The 15,814-nt window shown below is 43.8% G+C and carries 13 protein-coding genes and 2 pseudogenes; 1 reads left to right on the forward strand and 14 read right to left on the reverse strand.

From position 1 onward, the window contains the following. Window positions 1-419: 419 nt before the first annotated feature. The 6 genes and pseudogenes from V3S16_RS14385 to V3S16_RS14410 form a co-directional block, all read right to left on the reverse strand. On the reverse strand, window positions 420-1,202 hold the full coding sequence (locus V3S16_RS14385; protein WP_413886127.1) for a MinD/ParA family protein: 783 nt from the start codon (window positions 1,200-1,202) through the stop codon (window positions 420-422). Window positions 1,203-1,225: 23 nt separating this feature from the next. Continuing rightward, window positions 1,226-1,972, reverse strand: a complete 747-nt coding sequence (locus V3S16_RS14390) for a GGDEF domain-containing protein (RefSeq protein ID WP_413886129.1) — start codon at window positions 1,970-1,972, stop codon at window positions 1,226-1,228. A 345-nt stretch (window positions 1,973-2,317) separates the two neighbouring features. Next, the gene (locus V3S16_RS14395; RefSeq protein WP_413886130.1) at window positions 2,318-3,760 is read right to left on the reverse strand and encodes an amidase; all 1,443 of its coding nucleotides are present in this window, start codon (window positions 3,758-3,760) and stop codon (window positions 2,318-2,320) included. Window positions 3,761-4,313: 553 nt separating this feature from the next. Then, a pseudogene (locus V3S16_RS14400) lies at window positions 4,314-4,478 on the reverse strand (helix-turn-helix transcriptional regulator); the annotation flags it as partial. Window positions 4,479-4,507: 29 nt separating this feature from the next. Beyond that, a complete protein-coding gene (locus V3S16_RS14405; RefSeq protein ID WP_413886132.1) occupies window positions 4,508-5,257 on the reverse strand; it encodes a PAS domain-containing protein in 750 nt (249 codons plus the stop codon). 671 nt (window positions 5,258-5,928) lie between these two features. Continuing rightward, window positions 5,929-6,855 (reverse strand): DMT family transporter, encoded by a 927-nt coding sequence (locus V3S16_RS14410; protein ID WP_413886134.1) that lies wholly within the window; start codon window positions 6,853-6,855, stop codon window positions 5,929-5,931. Between the two features lie 646 nt (window positions 6,856-7,501). On the opposite strand from V3S16_RS14410, the gene V3S16_RS14415 reads away from it, so the two are divergent. Then, window positions 7,502-8,239 (forward strand): rhomboid family intramembrane serine protease, encoded by a 738-nt coding sequence (locus V3S16_RS14415; protein WP_413886136.1) that lies wholly within the window; start codon window positions 7,502-7,504, stop codon window positions 8,237-8,239. 445 nt (window positions 8,240-8,684) lie between these two features. Here V3S16_RS14415 and glpK read toward each other — a convergent pair whose 3' ends face one another. The 8 genes and pseudogenes from glpK to V3S16_RS14455 form a co-directional block, all read right to left on the reverse strand. Then, window positions 8,685-10,196: a glycerol kinase GlpK gene (glpK, locus tag V3S16_RS14420; RefSeq protein WP_413886138.1), complete on the reverse strand. Its 1,512-nt coding sequence runs from the start codon at window positions 10,194-10,196 to the stop codon at window positions 8,685-8,687. A 640-nt stretch (window positions 10,197-10,836) separates the two neighbouring features. Beyond that, the gene (locus V3S16_RS14425; protein WP_413886140.1) at window positions 10,837-11,307 is read right to left on the reverse strand and encodes a hypothetical protein; all 471 of its coding nucleotides are present in this window, start codon (window positions 11,305-11,307) and stop codon (window positions 10,837-10,839) included. Further along, entirely contained in the window at window positions 11,304-11,852 is a 549-nt protein-coding gene (locus tag V3S16_RS14430; RefSeq protein WP_413886142.1) for a type II toxin-antitoxin system antitoxin SocA domain-containing protein, read from the reverse strand. Before V3S16_RS14430 ends, V3S16_RS14425 begins: the two co-directional genes overlap by 4 nt. 186 nt (window positions 11,853-12,038) lie before the next feature. Continuing rightward, window positions 12,039-12,311: pseudogene (locus V3S16_RS14435) on the reverse strand (HNH endonuclease); the annotation flags it as partial. Window positions 12,312-12,712: 401 nt separating this feature from the next. Beyond that, the gene (locus V3S16_RS14440; RefSeq protein WP_413886144.1) at window positions 12,713-13,231 is read right to left on the reverse strand and encodes a GFA family protein; all 519 of its coding nucleotides are present in this window, start codon (window positions 13,229-13,231) and stop codon (window positions 12,713-12,715) included. A gap of 274 nt (window positions 13,232-13,505) precedes the next feature. After that, on the reverse strand, window positions 13,506-14,081 hold the full coding sequence (locus V3S16_RS14445) for a DsbA family oxidoreductase (protein ID WP_413886150.1): 576 nt from the start codon (window positions 14,079-14,081) through the stop codon (window positions 13,506-13,508). A 126-nt stretch (window positions 14,082-14,207) separates the two neighbouring features. Continuing rightward, on the reverse strand, window positions 14,208-14,426 hold the full coding sequence (locus V3S16_RS14450) for an FmdB family zinc ribbon protein (protein WP_413886146.1): 219 nt from the start codon (window positions 14,424-14,426) through the stop codon (window positions 14,208-14,210). A 173-nt stretch (window positions 14,427-14,599) separates the two neighbouring features. Beyond that, window positions 14,600-15,394, reverse strand: a complete 795-nt coding sequence (locus tag V3S16_RS14455; protein ID WP_413886148.1) for a hypothetical protein — start codon at window positions 15,392-15,394, stop codon at window positions 14,600-14,602. Window positions 15,395-15,814 lie beyond the last annotated feature (420 nt).

Genomic DNA, 15,814 nt, shown 5'->3' on the forward strand with positions numbered 1-15,814 from the left:
AACACTTATTTCAAGCATAAATTTGTAAAAAATCGTTCATCTTTAATTGAATTAACCACCATTTTCGTCCTTGGCGACGGACAATTGACAACTATCAACGGACATTGCACTTTTTTGATAAAGGCTTATAATCCATACTCCTTCTTTGTGCCTTTGTGCCTTAGTGGCTGAACTGTTACGTTATTTGCTTATTTATGGATGTCCCGCAACTTCCGCGCATTTTGTCAAGAATGAAGATTTATCCTGTCTGCCCGGTTAAATTTCTTTTTTATTTATTTAACCAGGGTTAAAGGCGGAGCATATTTAACCGGGATTTATGACGCCTGCCCAGTTAAATTTCTTTTTTATTTATTTAACCAGGGTTTAATTTTTACCCCGTGAAATCCCGCAAGGCCATTTCACGGGGGCAAAAGGATCATTTAACTGTTACCTGACCCCCTTGTTTTCTTAATCATCTGAATTCTATCAGCTAGTTTAAATACAGCTTGAGACGCCTTACATTGAGGAACTTTTTGAATAAAAGGCATTTGTTGGCAAATTGCGGCCGTAACAGCTTTATCTTCAGGAATAGGGCCAAGATACTGGAGATCCAGGTTTAGGAATTTACTTGCAACATTTTTAAGCGTTTCATAGGTTTTGAGGTCTTCTTTCTCTTCCTTAACAAAGTTAAGAACAAGATAGAAGATGTCCCGGCCAAATTTTCCTGAAAGTGTTTTGATTAAGGCATAAGCATCAGTGAGCGATGTAGGATCAGGTTTGAGTACAACTATATTATGATCTGCAAAGTTGTTGAACCAAAGCACAGAGGGACCTATACCAGCAGCTGTATCCATTAAAATATAATTGAAGTGGTTTGAAAGGGAGGTTAACAATTCGCCTAACTTATTCTGTTCATCGTGCCCTAAGGTAACCATTTCAGGCACTCCTGAACTGGCAGGAAGTATGCCCAGGTTCGACTCAATATAGATTACCGACTCAAGAGGATCGGTCCCACTTTCAAGAATATTACGAATAGTGTTTTTCACAGAAAGGCCCAGTAGTACGTCCACATTAGCGAGCCCCAGATCGCCATCCACTAAAAGCACACGTTGTCCTTTATTCATCAAGGCAAAGGCTAAGTTTACTGCTAAATTTGTTTTGCCAACCCCCCCCTTACCGCTGGTAATACTTAACGTTACTGGTTTTTGTTTTTGTATACTCATAAAATTATTACCTTATTATAAAATCAGTTTGAACCTTTTGCTGCATAGCTATCAGGCCGTGGAGTGAAAAATAATGATTCTCGCTCCTCACTGCTAACTTCTGTAGTTTTTACGCTCACCTTACTTTCATCGTAACAAACTCGATTTCGTCCTTTTGCCTTAGCGTCAAGTAGAAAATGGTCCGTTCGTTCGATAAACTCTTCAGCTGTAATGTCTTCTCTACCGTCATAGGCATCCACTCCGAAGCTGGCGGTCAATCTGACCGTCTTGTTATCGATCTCGACAGGCAAATTCGCTAAACCATTTCGCAAACGCTCCGCTCCGAGAACAGCCTGAGATAAGCTGGTTCCCGGAAGAATGATAGCAAACTCTTCGCCTCCATATCTGCAAGGAATGTCAATACGCCGTAAGTTATTGCGCAAGATATTGCTAGACCATTTAAGAGCTATATTACCGGCTTCATGGCCCAAGGAATCATTTATATGTTTAAAGTGGTCTAAATCGAGCATAATGAGACTGGTAGAGAGACTAGACCGTCGAGTACGCTCCATTTCTTTATCCAAGGCAGTCAATAAGTAACCGAAGTTAAAAAGCTCGGTAAGTGAATCGACTTGGGACAATATTTGAAGCCTTCGGCACGCTTCTTCCAGTCGCCGAACTTCATCTATCAGCGGACATCCTTCGGTTTTTAAAGGACATCCATTTTCTGGTTCAATATTAAGATTCAAGCGAGCTTCTCTGCCCTCTGAAATCAATTTTTTTGATTTCATTTTAGATGAATATTATTCCACTATGAAATACCACTTCAATATGTTAGGGAAGCAGGAACCATGCCAATATGATTTTGCGACAACATCTTAATTATTATAGATAGTTATAGATTGTCCCTCGGAGTACCCTTAGGTGCACTCTTGAAAAACTGATGTCGTGTTTGGCATATGTCACATTTTTGACATTGTGGTACGGCCACTAAAGCATAGTTTAGCTTAACGCAGGACTATTACGCCGGAGGATTTAATGAAAACCTGCGGCCCTCCGACCCTACATATTGTGTTTTTTCATTTCCCCTAAATTCGGTTTTAAGTTTGCGATTTCTTGCCTCTAGTATATTTCGCTTAGCCGCAGATGGGTGGGGTACGGTCGAACCAGGGCTTTGCTTGTTCGAGTTGACCAGCCAGACGAAACAACGTAGCTTCGTCGCCGTAACGGCCAACAAAATGCATGCCAATGGGTAGCCCCTCGTCGTTCCAATACAGGGGGACTGACATAGCCGGCTGACCTGTAGCATTAAATACCGATGTGTATGGAACAAACTCAAAAACCTTATCGGCAAGAGCGTCTATCCCTGCGAGCGCGTTGATCAAAGCGCCGGCATTAAGCCTGCCCAGTATTTTCATAGCGAGAACTTCGGTCCCTTTGGGTTGGAGCGCGCCCGTCATTACAGGCGGCATGGCCAGAGTCGGCGTCAGTAATACATCATAGTTTTCGAAGAACTGTCCCACCTGGCGGGCGCTGTTCTGGAGCAAGCGGATAGCCCTGGAAAACTTCGCGGCAGTGCACTGCTTGCCGAGCAAACCTACCGCCCAGGTGCTGGGTTCAAAATCACTGAACGTTGCCTTGCGGCCAAAGAAAGCTTCGGCCTCTTCTATATTGGCCCTGGTTTCGCCGCAAACCATCGTCAAGAAGGCTCTGGCAAAGTCTTTACCGTCAATCTTTGGGGCCGCTTCCACCAACTCGTGACCGAGGTCCTGGCACAGTTTGACCGTCGCTTCCAGACTTTTTATGCAATCTTCGTGGACAACACCAGGCAGGAACGGCTTTGAGGTGAAGGCGATGCGCAGTTTTCCGGGATTCTCACCGACCTCGTCAAGAAAGGGGCGAGATGGGGGCGTTGCATAATAGAGAGCGCCTATATCCGGTCCTGCGGTGGCATCGAGCATGGCCGCGCTGTCACGCACCGAGCGGGTCAAGACATGATCGCAAGCCATGCCCTGCCAGACTTCTCCGAAATCGGGACCCAGGGGGTTGCGTCCCCTTGTTGGTTTTAGACCGAATAGGCCGCAGCAAGAAGCAGGAATGCGGATTGACCCCCCGCCATCGTTGCCGTGAGCCAGAGGAACCATTCCGGCGGCCACGGCCGCTGCAGAACCGCCGCTGGAGCCGCCCGTCGTGCGGGTCAGATTCCACGGATTATTGGATGGGCCGAACAGCTCCGGTTCGGTCACCGGCATCAATCCGTACTCCGGGGTGTTGGTTTTGCCCAGGATGCAAACACCGGCGGCTTTATATCGCTTTACTAACTCGCTATCGTGGTCGGGTACAAAATCGTTATAAAACCGGCTACCCCCGCGCATGGGCACGCCGGCATAAGCTGCGACTAAGTCCTTCAGCAGAAATGGAACGCCTCTAAAGGCGCCGTCAGGCAGGTCCCCTTTTGCAGCTTCCTTGGCCGGATCGTACATTTTATGAATTACCGCGTTGATTTGTGGATTAAGATTCTCAATCCGGTTGATTGCTTCTTCGACTAACTCACTTGGTTTGACCTCTTTTCTTCGCACCAGCTCGGCTAAGCCGAGTCCATCGTGCTTGTCATAGTCACTGAAGTCACTCATGATTCTCTCCTTTCTCGTGATTGCACGCCCTATGACGAGTCGCCAAACCACCTTCTCACTTGAAGCCGAAGCATAGACCCCAGGTCGCTTTTGAGGGCTTTAAATCACAAGTTGAGGAATTTATATGGCGGGGTTGGTGTTTTGTGATGAAATCTTTACTCAACATCTGAGTCAATAGAGAATGCAACAAATACAATTAACCGAATAAATATATATAGACTATATAAATAATACCAGCTATTCATAATCTCATTATTTTTTATGCCCATACCTAACGATTGTAAATCCGCAAATATTATAATTGAAACAATATATATACCTATAAATATAATCAATTCATGAACAATAGTCTTTTTTAGCTTCTTTTTATCAATATCAAACAACATATTTAATCATCTTTTAAGACTTTTCCGTTTTGTATATGGTATCTAACATTGAAGATTGGGTTTGTAAATCTTGAATTTCCAATCTTCCATCTGGCCCTGTCCACATAAAATACCTATTGCTCGTGAGCTAAAATATGGGATCTGAGGTTTGCTCTCTTTTTACCTAAACCAATCTTACTTCGTATATTTTTTCTGTGCGTGTCAACCGTCCTTGGAGATATTTTCATAATCTTTGCAATTTTTTTAGAAGGATAGCCTATCTTTACCGTTTTTAAATAACGGAGCTCCCTTCACACTGAAATAGCCGTCAGTTTTCCCCTGTTGTGGTAGGAAAATACACGTCCTTTTGGTCAAAAGGCTCGCCTTCAAGAACTTTTCTATAGGTCTCAGAGAGACCAGCATTCACAATGCTTGGGTGTGTTATAAGATTTACCCCAATGTAGTCTTCTTTGCTGGTTTGCCCCTTGCCCAATTGAGTTACATGATAAGGATTGATATCTACCATTTGGCCATCCTTATCGATCAAGATTATTGATACGGGGACCGTGTTAAATATGGTCCTGTAACGCTCCTCACTTTCCCGCAACGCCTCCGCGGCCTGTTTTCGCTTAGTAATATCTCTCGTTATTTCTGTAAAACCTTTAACTGTACCGTCTTCAATGATCGGAGTAAAACAAATTTCAAAATGTTTTATCCCCTCTCTGTTGAATTTATGTGTATACTCGACCGTGAATTTTTCTCCATTTAGGGCTCTTTGATGGAGTTGATTCCAATAATCAACCATCTTTTTATCTTGTAATAAAGTGTGAGGTTTCAGACCAGGTTTCATCTCGATACCCAAGGCGCTGTATATTTCCTGCGCATATGAAACATTAAACGTCACAGGAAAACCTTCATCATCACTGATCAGTATGTAGTCACTCGAATTATTTAAAAGTGCTTGAAAGTTTCTGTGGGATTTTTTAAGCGCTTTCTCACTCTCTTTGATTGATAAAACTTCTGCCTCAAGTTCCTGGATCCGTTGCTCCAGTTTTTCATAGGTCGGTTTTTCGCTCATTGGAGAATCCTCCGATTAATCGGGATATTAGATAGAATAGGGCACAATATATAGAGCATCATAAGAATAGCTAAAATTCAAGATACCATTGCCTGAAGCATGCATTTGGGAAAAGTGAAGATTTGTAACCAACATCATGTCAGTACTCCTGTCTATATAGAAAAATTCTCCTGAGGTTCTCATGCAAGTTGAGTTTGCGAAATCCCGCTTGCGGGGAGCAGGGCCAAAGAACAATTAAAGTGCACCCCGAAACTCCAACCATTAAAGAGGTTTCAGAAAGTTATTTGCTTATTTATGTCCCGCAACTTCCGCGCATTTTGTCAAGAATGAAGATTTATCCAGCCTGTCGGAGTGAAGCGTAGATCCCGACGTCGGGGCCCAGTTAAATTTCTTTTTTATTTATTTAACCAGGGTTAAATTTTTACCCCGTGAAATCCCGCAAGGCCATATCACTGGGGCCAAAGGGTTATTTAACTGTTACCTGACCCTCTTGTTTTTTCAAACGCCTGTGGACGAAAAGATGCTCTTTTCTTTTCTAATTTCCAACATGAAAATATAATATGTCTAATTAGTCAAGGATGTCCCCGAAGTCTACAAGCTTTGACCCCATTTAGCTAAAATGAGCGGGTCGTTTTTGGCGTCGAACGGCCGGTGATGGGAACTCAGAGCTGTTATTGCCCTTTCCGGTTCGGATTATAATTCACCAAAACTATTCCCAGAATCACTAATCCGGCACCCCAGCATTGTCGGCCGGACAAGCGTTCACCCAACATCAATGCGGCCAAAAGTATTGTAAATAGCGGTTCTGTGTTCAGCAACATCGATGCTTTAACCGGACCAATGACCTTTAGACCGGCATAGAAGGCTATCATCGCTATAAAAAGGACAAACCCTGAACCGCACAACGTTAACAATGCGGTTGTCGTGACGGCACCAGCTGTTCTCTCCATTACGAACATAAAAATGATAGTCAGCAGTGAGCCGCTTGAAAGGGTGTGAAAATTTACTGCCTGGGGATTAGCATTGCGAATTGCAAGACTGCTGATCGTTACAAAGGCTGCCATACCGACTGCCCCCATGAAGGCAAATAGAATCCCGCGGATCTGTAGTGTACTGACAGACTGAACTTCCAAAACGAAAAACAGGCCCAAAAAAGCGATGCCGATGGCCCCAAGACGAATGGGGGTTATTGGATCATTTTCGGTGAATCTGGAAATAAAAATAATGATAAACGGGCCTGTGTAAAAAATGAGCGCAGCATGACCGACAGGTATATATCGAGTGGCCCCCAAGTATCCAACGCCCATCACGAAAACGGTAATCCCCAAAACGAGTGCCGCGTATCGTTCGAGGGGCCTCAATTTTATCGGCTTCTTAGTTATTGTTTGATAGATAAAGAGCAGCACCGTCGCTGTCAAATAACGAACGGCATTGGATGTATAGATCCCAACACCTTCCTTGACAACCATACTGGCGATAACGATACCAATAGCAAATCCCAATCCGGAAATCAAAAGCAGTCCTATTCCGACAAAAGGCCTTACAACATCAAGATCTGTTCGGGCGCTATGTACTGCGTTCGATTTTTTGGAGCCCATAATCTTTATCACGGTCAAGTCAGCAATTTTTAGCGTTTCAATGCGATCATGCCTTAAGGGCCCACAAAGAAAAAGGCCTGGAGAATTTGGCGTGCTATATCATCCGGACGTCTTTTTCTCAAGAGTGTATAATATATATTCCGGCAAATGATCCTTCGGATGGTGAACGGGGTCAAACCTTGATCAGTGATTAGAACGCTTAATATTGTAATATATCAAATTGTTATGTTAACAGGGCGATTGATTTGTTGATGATGTTAGTCACAAATCAAGGTTTGACCCCAGCCCCTGATGGCAAGAGCAGGGCCGAAGAACAATTAAAATACGCCTCCAAAGCAACTTATAAACTTATGTGCGTTTCCCAGAGTCCCAAGCCAAATGAGTCAAGAGCAGACTTGACCCCTTTATGGCCGCCGAATAGAAACTTATTATTTTATGTCCCCTAGGCCTACCTGAAAAGAAAAAAGAAGCAACTTAATATGTTAAGATGTCCCCCATTTCTTTGAATTTGAATTCACCGTTTTATAGGCTGATCATCTAAAAGGCTTTTTGTTACTTGAAAAAATTTTGAATCAGTTTTATAGATTTAAACAATTTTAATAAAATTAGTGTTGTAAATGTTAAAACCCAATAGAGGGATATTATAGTGAACTCAGATCGATTTAGAATGACCTACGGATTTGGATCAAGTTTGACACTTCTCGGAAAGAGACTCTTACTTATTTACGGGGCAATCTATATTTTAGAACTTTTATTTGAGCACTGGTTAAAAATTCCAGTCGTTGGAGTTCTCCAGCTTTACCCTTTTAAGTATAAGAGTTTTCATATCTGGCAGATTTTTACTCATCCGTTTATTCACAATCCCCGAGCGCCTATCAGTTTCCTGATTAACTGCCTCGTATTTTATTTTTTTGCCGCGCCGGTTGAAAATGCTTTTGGCTCTAAGCGTTTTTTGATCTTTTTTTATTTGTCTGCTTTAGGTGGAGCTTTAAGCGGGCTCGCCTTTAGCAGCGTATCCGGTTTTAATGCACCATTTTTAGGCATGTTGCCGAGTATACTATCCATGATTGTTATTTTTGGATTGCTAAGTCCCGAATCTACAATATTGCTAATGTTTATATTACCAATAAAAGCAAAGTATATCAGTTACGGTACTGCCTTAATAACACTTTTGATTTTTTTGGCTAAAGCAAATCCTCACGGTGCATATCATCTTGGTGGAATTCTTTTGGGTTATATCTATTTTAAAGGACCAAGAACAATATTCGATCCCAATTTAATTTATACAAAGTATCTCGAATGGCAGCTTAAAAGGAAACGGTCTCGTTTTAAAGTTTTAGACGGCAATAAAAAGAAGGATGATGATAAACCAACTTATCATTGATGTTTTTCAAAATATCTAATCGCCTTCCTTAATTCAGATACAGCCACATAGAAGGATCAAGACTTTAATTAGACACCCCTGCTCACACTCTTAATCTTGCCCTGCTTCTTCAGTTTATAAACATTATTGTGAATCTTTTTCTTGCTAAATCCAGTCTTTTTCATCAATGTAGCGGTATTAAGACCTTTTTTGGATTTTTTGATAATTGTCAGGACTGTATCAATATACCCTACGAGCTGTCCCGTATATTCACGGAATGCCGGAAGGTATCCAGGCCACCCCCGCCTTTTCCAACTGCCGACCAATATCAATTGCCCGACCAGACGTACGCCCGGTCACCAGGAGCGCACGATGTCCCATGTGTGCAGCTTCTCCGACTGCTTGGACGACCGTACCGGCACTGAAGACAATATGGCCTGCCGTGGCAAAGGAAAATTGCATGGGTTTATTCGATCCAGTTTAAGGTTCGCTCAACGGCCTTTTTCCAACCGGCGATGCCCTTAGCGCGTTGCCCCGACGCCATCTGGGGCTGCCAGGTCTTGTCCATGGCCCAATTGCTTTTTAGTTCATCCCAACCACTCACAAAACCGCTGGCCAGGGCAGCGGCCGAGGCGGCACCTAAGGCGGTGGTTTCCGTTATTTTCGGGCGCACGACCGGGATGCCCAAAATGTCGGCCTGAAATTGCATCAGTAGTTCATTGACCACCATGCCGCCATCCACACGCAGACTGCTCAGTGCGACGCCGGAATCTTTCTGCATGGCCTCGACCACATCCAGTGCCTGGTAGGCAACAGCTTCCAAAACAGCGCGGGCAATATGGTTGCGGTTAATGAAGTGGGTCAACCCAACGATTACCCCCCGTGCGTCCGAGCGCCAGTAGGGCGCAAACAGACCGGAAAAGGCCGGTACGATGTAAGCGCCGCCATTGTCCTCTACATTGCGCGCCAGGGGTTCGATTTCAGCCGCGTGCCGTATGAATCCGAGGTTGTCTCGCAGCCATTGCACCAGGGCGCCGGCAATAGCGATGGAACCTTCCAGGCAATAGATCGGCTTTTGCCCGCGCATCTGATAGGCGACCGTGGTGAGCATGCCGTGGCGACTGGCCACCGCCGCCTCTCCGGTGTTGAGCAGCAAAAAGCATCCTGTGCCATACGTGTTCTTTGCTTCTCCGACTTCGAAGCAGGCTTGCCCGACCAATGCGGCCTGCTGATCTCCCAGCGCCCCGCACACCGGCACTTCAGCACCGAGGGGGCCATCCTTGCGGGTGGTGCCCCATGTGTCGGAGTCGATGGAGGGTACGATGCGGGGTAATATCTGGGCCGGAATCTCGAGGGTTTTACAAATCTCCTCATCCCAGGCGAGGGTGTGCAAATCCATCAACAATGTGCGGCTGGCGTTGGTCACGTCCGTAACATGCGCACCACCATCCGGACCGCCGGTGAGCCACCAGATAATCCAGGTTTCGATGGTGCCGAACAGGGCGTCACCCGTTTCAGCACCATAGCGCGCAGGCTCGACATTTTCTAAAATCCAGCGCACTTTGGGACCGGAAAAATAAGCGGAGACGGGCAGGCCCGTTTTGGCCCGAAAGCGATCCTGGCCGCCCTCTTTGGCCAAATTGCGGCACATCTCATCGGTGCGGGTACACTGCCAGACAATGGCGTTCATATGCGGCTGGCCGGTGCGTTTGTCCCACATGACAGTGGTTTCACGCTGGTTGGTGATACCGATGGCCACGATGTCGTTGCCGGTCAAGCCGGTTTTGGTCAACGCCCGGCGGATGACCTTGCCGGTGTTGTGCCAAATCTCCATAGGATCGTGCTCCACCCAGCCGGCTTGGGGAAAAATTTGCGCATGCTCCTTCTGATACTCCCCGACGATGCGGCCGCGTCGGTCGAAAATGATAAAACGGTTGGTGGTGGTTCCCAAATCCAATGCACCGATATATTCGCTCATAGATGTTTCCTTTCCTTTGATACGTTGGTCCGTTATCCCGTTAAGCCCGCCTGCCCCAGCGCCTCGTCCGGCAATCCGAGCGCAACGCCCAACAGAGAAATACGTTCGTGCAGAGATTGCATCAGGCAGACCGAACGTCCCCTAAGTTCACTCAACCGGCTGTGAGCACCTCCGTGAAACGTGGTGAGAAACTGGTAAAAGAGAGCGCGTATCGACTGCTAAATAAGTAGAAACTTATAATTTTATGTCCCCCATTTCCTGTGTAACCAACATCATCACCGCAATTTTTTTCATTAAAATGTTGATCTTGATTTTGGGAATATCTTGCCTAATCTTCAATTCCTGAAAAGTGAAGATTTGCAACCAACATCATGTAAGTACTCCTGTCTATATAGAAAAATTCCCCTGATGGCAAGAGCAGGGCCGAAGAACAATTAAAATACGCCTCCAAAGCAACTTATAAACTTATGAGCGTTTCCCAAAGTCCCAAGCAAAATGAGTCAAGAGCAGACTTGACCCCTTTACTATTACAAGGATCAAGGTTTGACCCCACTCCCTAAATCGGGCGGCACCAAAATATGGGGATACGATGCCCTTGCCGCTCAAGGCAACCAAAGAAGAAACTGAATAAACTCGATTTTTATTTCTTTCGATGTTTGGGTTTTTTTAGGCCCGTTATGCCAGCCCTATTGAAGCTGGCATGAAGGTCGTTCAATATCTTTGGGGATGTGAAGCCTGAAGATGATAACCGTTTATAAATCATTCTCATCGTGTTCTCATCTATCATGCCCTTTATTTCAATGTCGTTTTGGTAGTTAGATATTTTTGCCAACTCAATTGAATAGGGTTGCTCATGAAAATCAATCGCACACTCTTCATCAAAAACAGGAAATTCGTTTGTCTTAAATATAAATTTGCTGTGTTTTCTTCTTGTGCCAGAGGTCCCGAAGTGTTGTAGTTGAGTTGTTGTCGTGCTTAAATAGACAATTGTAACTTGCGCAAAAATTCCTGAAGATCCGAGGCATACAAACCATCTGGCCTTACTTTCACCACCAAATTTGTGCGACGGAAAATTATCCCATCTAAAAACTGTTCCAACTTCAAGATTCAAGACGCCATGGCTTTAAGTGTTAGATAAACTTCTTCAGGGTAAGTTAGCTCATTCTCTTTTTTCAATAACAGATCGCCATCAAACTCTAGTGTATAATCAATAATTGTGTTCGGGTTTTGGTAATAAGTGCGCCTCCACGCAGCAATTTCTTCATGGCTAGCATCACTCATAACATCTGTTGTCATCCATGTTACTGCATAAATTTCAATAAGCCTGTTCATCAAGTCCATCTCATAAGAGGAAAAAAAGTCCATGTTTGGCTTATTTTGGGCGACAATAATTTCCCCCCGCTCATCTTTTACAAATCTATATAGAGGCGTATCTTCCTTTTTTTCATATATTTCAATTGGCATCGGACCTCGAAACATTGCCCTATAAACCACCCCATGGGACGGGCGTCCAATTTCTCTTAAGCTTATAAAATCAAGAAATGCTAGATACTTATAAAGATAGGTTTGATAGAGGGGTTTTCTAGTTTTTTTGCGGTGCTCTCTTGCAAAAAAAACTATGGCATTTTGGATTTTTTCTTTTCTATATGGTATCATTGAAAATGCTTTCAATTGTGCGGGGTTTTTATTATTATATCCTATTTAGCGGCATGTCAACTTCAACCGCCATATTATGATAATCATGCCCACATAGAAAGCAAATAGTATGCCAAAGATCAATGATTATACTTGCTACCTTAAAGTGGGACATTCCGATAAAAAATGTTATGATAGCTACTCATATTATCTCTTAAATCGTTTTTGACGGTGCCAGTGAAGGTTATCCTGGGCCGGCCAGAATTTCTGTTCTTCTGGGGTGAAGATGCTGCGGTCGGAAAGTGTCAGGATATGGCCGGGTAAATTTTTTTCAACCTGCACACGTTTTGAAACTAAAACTTCATACTCCTTGCCGACACTCATCAAGCCCTTGTCAAAGGACCAGTGGCAGAGTTTGCAAAGTGCCATGCCGTTGGTGGGCCGGTCGTCAAAACTATCTTTCCAGGGTTTGACGTGGGCGGCATCAGTTAGGGGTCAGGTCTGCTCTTGACTCATGTTAAAAACTGAAAAGAGTCAAGAGCAGACTTGACCCCTTTTAGGGTGGCCGTAGAAGATTACTTGCCTCAATCATGCATTTGGGAAAAGTGAAGATTTGTAATCAACATCACCAGATCAGTGCTCCAGTCTATATAGAAAAATTCCCGTGATGGCAAGAGCAGGGCCAAAGAACAATTAAAATGCATTCAAAAGCAACTTAATATGTTAAGAACGTCCCCATCCCCTAGTATGTCTAATTAGTCAAGGACGTCTCCTATTTCCCTCATCTCTTTGAAATGCCTCAAGGAACATAAACTCATCAACAGAGATTTTTCGCATAATTCAAAACTAATTTTGATGTAAATCTATTAAAAGGGGCAAAGTTATAATCGAATAGACGTCCCCAAAGTCCCTCCAAGTTCTGAATGATTTTTGTGACCGGACCACTTAGGCAGATCATCGTTTATATCGATAACCCGCATACCATAGAAGATATGGCACGTTGGTTTGAATTTCGTTGGAATTTTTGATACACCTCCAAAATTAAAAAGTGATGGAAACGCAAGCCACATATTACGTCCTTCATCGGCAATGAGGGTGCCACACAAAGCACAGCTGACTTTGCAAGGAAGAATTCTCTCATGTTTATTGAGTTCATTGTTGTAAAAGCTTAGGTGATCAATGCCTTTCGTTATTCTGACGTCATGTTTGTGAAATATAGCTGCCCATTGCATAGGGGCCCCATGTAGTTTTTGGCATGCCAAACAATGACATATTTTTGCATCTACGGGATCCGAGCATACTTCGTACTGTACCGCATCGCAGTAGCAACTTGCACGGTATTTGGCTGTAAAATTAACATCTGTAATCGACGCATAATTTGATCCAAATTCTTTTTTCATGTTAATCATATCTTATTAAATGCCTGCCCCGTGAAATCCATGCCCAATGAAATGCAAAATCTATTTCATCGAGATTGAAGCCATTTCACCGGGGCGGAGCCTATTTAACCGGGATTTATGACGTTAAATTTTTACCCCGTGAAATCCCGCAGGGCCATTTCACTTGGGCCAAAGGACTATTTAACTGTTACCTGGCCCTCTTGTTCTCACGCTCTGGCCACCGAATAGAAACTTATTATTTTATCTACGTCCGCTAGTCCGTTTTAATCAATGATCAAGGTTTGACCCCATTCCCACCTCCTTTCGCTGTTTCTTTACGCTGCCATGCAACTAAATCATTAAGCTGATCCAAAGATTGTACCCCGCTGAGCATCGCCCGACCGCCGGCAACAAAAGCCGGAACAGCCCGGATAGCATGTCTTTTTGCGTCTTGCTCCTCTGCTAAAACATTTTTCTCATAATCTCGCCTTTCCAATGATACACGCAGCGCTTCGCCATCCAGTCCCAACTCTGACGCCAGCCTGACAAGGACATCTTCTTTCCCAATATCCTCTCCCCTTTCAAAGAAGGCCCTAAAAATTGTTGTGTTATAATCATTAAAATTACCTTGGTCCCTGGCCCAGTGTGCGGCTTCGTGGGCCCGGCGCGAGCGGGGCTGCACTGGAGGCAGTTTCATATGAAAACCTAACTTTTCGGACAAAGGATAGACTGAATCTCTCCAAACTCTCTGCAGGTATTCTCCTTTTGGATCCAGAGTGGGCACAGGATCGGGACGCAGCTCGAATGCACACCAGATCACTTCCACAGCAGAATCTTCTTTCGTAAGTTTGTGCAGGGCCGGCTCCGCCAGCCAGCAGAAGGGTCAAACGTAATCAGAAAAGACCTTTATTTTGACTATTGTCATAATAATTTCCTTAAATTAGATTGGAGCCGTTCAGTTCACGCTTGTTGCTTAGGGGAGGGTGGGTAAGTCAAATTATTTAAGGACGTCCCCAAGTTTCGGGCCGATGGTAGGATCAAGCATACCACCCACCCCGGTATACTCTTCTCGCTTTCTCATGGTGGAGGAAGACATTAGTTTCGCCACTTTCTTACACTGGCATTCGGGGCATTGGGGGGGCGGATCATTGGTAAACAGCAGGAGTACTTCAAAGCAGTGAGAACAGTCTTTACACTCATATTCGTAAATTGGCATTAGCTCCTCCGCAAAAATTAACAGGTGATTAATCAATTATATATTTCGGGACTACCTACAATTCCTGAAAGCTACTTTTATTACACTAGTACCTAAATTAAATCAATTTATATATTTGTGGACGTCCCCTAGAGCCCTTTGAATTAGAATTCACAAGATAAGAAGTTTCTATATCAAAATAATTTATTATTCAGGTAATCAATTAAATTCGTGTAGTTCAATTCGGTCTTTTTCGCTAACTTTATATTTTGTAGGGAAGTTAAAATTTGATTCCAATAAATAACATGAATATTTTCACACAAAGCAACATAATCTTTGATATCTCTCCTGTAACTTCCAATTTCTTCGATTATATTTGATGGATTCGAGTTGTAATAGTGTAATTTATCGATGGAATACGTATTTGCTTTAAGTGTCAGCAGGATAAAATAAAATTCTTTTGCCCTTTTTTTTGCAGCCCAGCTACCCACATCAATGTTTCTTATAATCTGATCTCGGTTGGGGTCATGCTTCGTTTTTTTGCTTATATCTGCTTTATATTTTACTTCGATGAAGATCAGCTTATTTGACGTTTCGATAGTAAGGTCTACGTGCGTTTCTCCTTCTGGGAAGGACCTTAACGGCGGAGGAAAATATTTGTCCCAAAATCTTAGCATTGGGTCTATGAATTGTTCATCTTTATCAAGTATGATTTGGGGAAATATCTGCGAAAACCATTTTTCAGGATCTGATTTTTCTAATGTTTTGAAGATATTCCACGTCATGGCATCTTCAGAATTTTTGCTACCCAGATAAGAAAGTCCTTTGACAATCCCCTTGCTATAACGCCAATTTATAGCCTGGCTGGCTATTATGGGATCATCCGGATCAACGATCAGGTTGTCTTTAAAATCGACAAAAACTTTTACGCCGGAATCTGAGTATATGAATTTCCGTCCTATTTCATCTTTTTCTATGCCCTCTTCCATGATTACACCTCACTAACTTGTAAGGCCTTTAACCCTCTCATCTGCGGAACAGATTTTTTCGGTGCCAGTTGAGATTGTCTTGCGCCGGCCAGAATTTGTGTTCTTCCGTGATTTGCGGGTCGGGTAGAAATACGGCGCGCTCAGCTTTAGGTGGAGAGTTTCCATCATGCACCCTTTCGGTTTGTGCAGTGGGTTCCTAATTCCACCATGATTAACGTTTCCGCAAGCCCCCCTCTCATCCCGGACGGTCGGATTTCCCGAGTCCGGTTGGCAGCAATGGCATTTCCTTCGAGAACCTTCCCATCCGAACCGAAACTTAAGTGCTTGCCCACATACGCCCCTTGTTTGAATGGTTTGATCTCAAACTCGACATTTCTTTTTGTTTACACTATTTCCCCAGCCCAATGTCTGGTCAGTGTT

It is taken from the genome of Candidatus Desulfatibia sp. (assembly GCF_036446775.1).
Taxonomy (GTDB): Bacteria; Desulfobacterota; Desulfobacteria; order Desulfobacterales; family UBA11574; genus Desulfatibia_A.

What these genes read in the sequence shown, in the direction of transcription:
- glpK (WP_413886138.1), bottom strand. Translation starts at nt 10,196, where the DNA reads ATGAGCGAATATATCGGTGCATTGGATTTGGGAACCACCACCAACCGT.
- V3S16_RS14405 (WP_413886132.1), bottom strand. Translation starts at nt 5,257, where the DNA reads ATGAGCGAAAAACCGACCTATGAAAAACTGGAGCAACGGATCCAGGAA.
- V3S16_RS14410 (WP_413886134.1), bottom strand. Translation starts at nt 6,855, where the DNA reads ATGGGCTCCAAAAAATCGAACGCAGTACATAGCGCCCGAACAGATCTT.
- V3S16_RS14385 (WP_413886127.1), bottom strand. Translation starts at nt 1,202, where the DNA reads ATGAGTATACAAAAACAAAAACCAGTAACGTTAAGTATTACCAGCGGT.
- V3S16_RS14430 (WP_413886142.1), bottom strand. Translation starts at nt 11,852, where the DNA reads ATGATACCATATAGAAAAGAAAAAATCCAAAATGCCATAGTTTTTTTT.
- V3S16_RS14440 (WP_413886144.1), bottom strand. Translation starts at nt 13,231, where the DNA reads ATGAAAAAAGAATTTGGATCAAATTATGCGTCGATTACAGATGTTAAT.
- V3S16_RS14455 (WP_413886148.1), bottom strand. Translation starts at nt 15,394, where the DNA reads ATGGAAGAGGGCATAGAAAAAGATGAAATAGGACGGAAATTCATATAC.
- V3S16_RS14450 (WP_413886146.1), bottom strand. Translation starts at nt 14,426, where the DNA reads ATGCCAATTTACGAATATGAGTGTAAAGACTGTTCTCACTGCTTTGAA.
- V3S16_RS14390 (WP_413886129.1), bottom strand. Translation starts at nt 1,972, where the DNA reads ATGAAATCAAAAAAATTGATTTCAGAGGGCAGAGAAGCTCGCTTGAAT.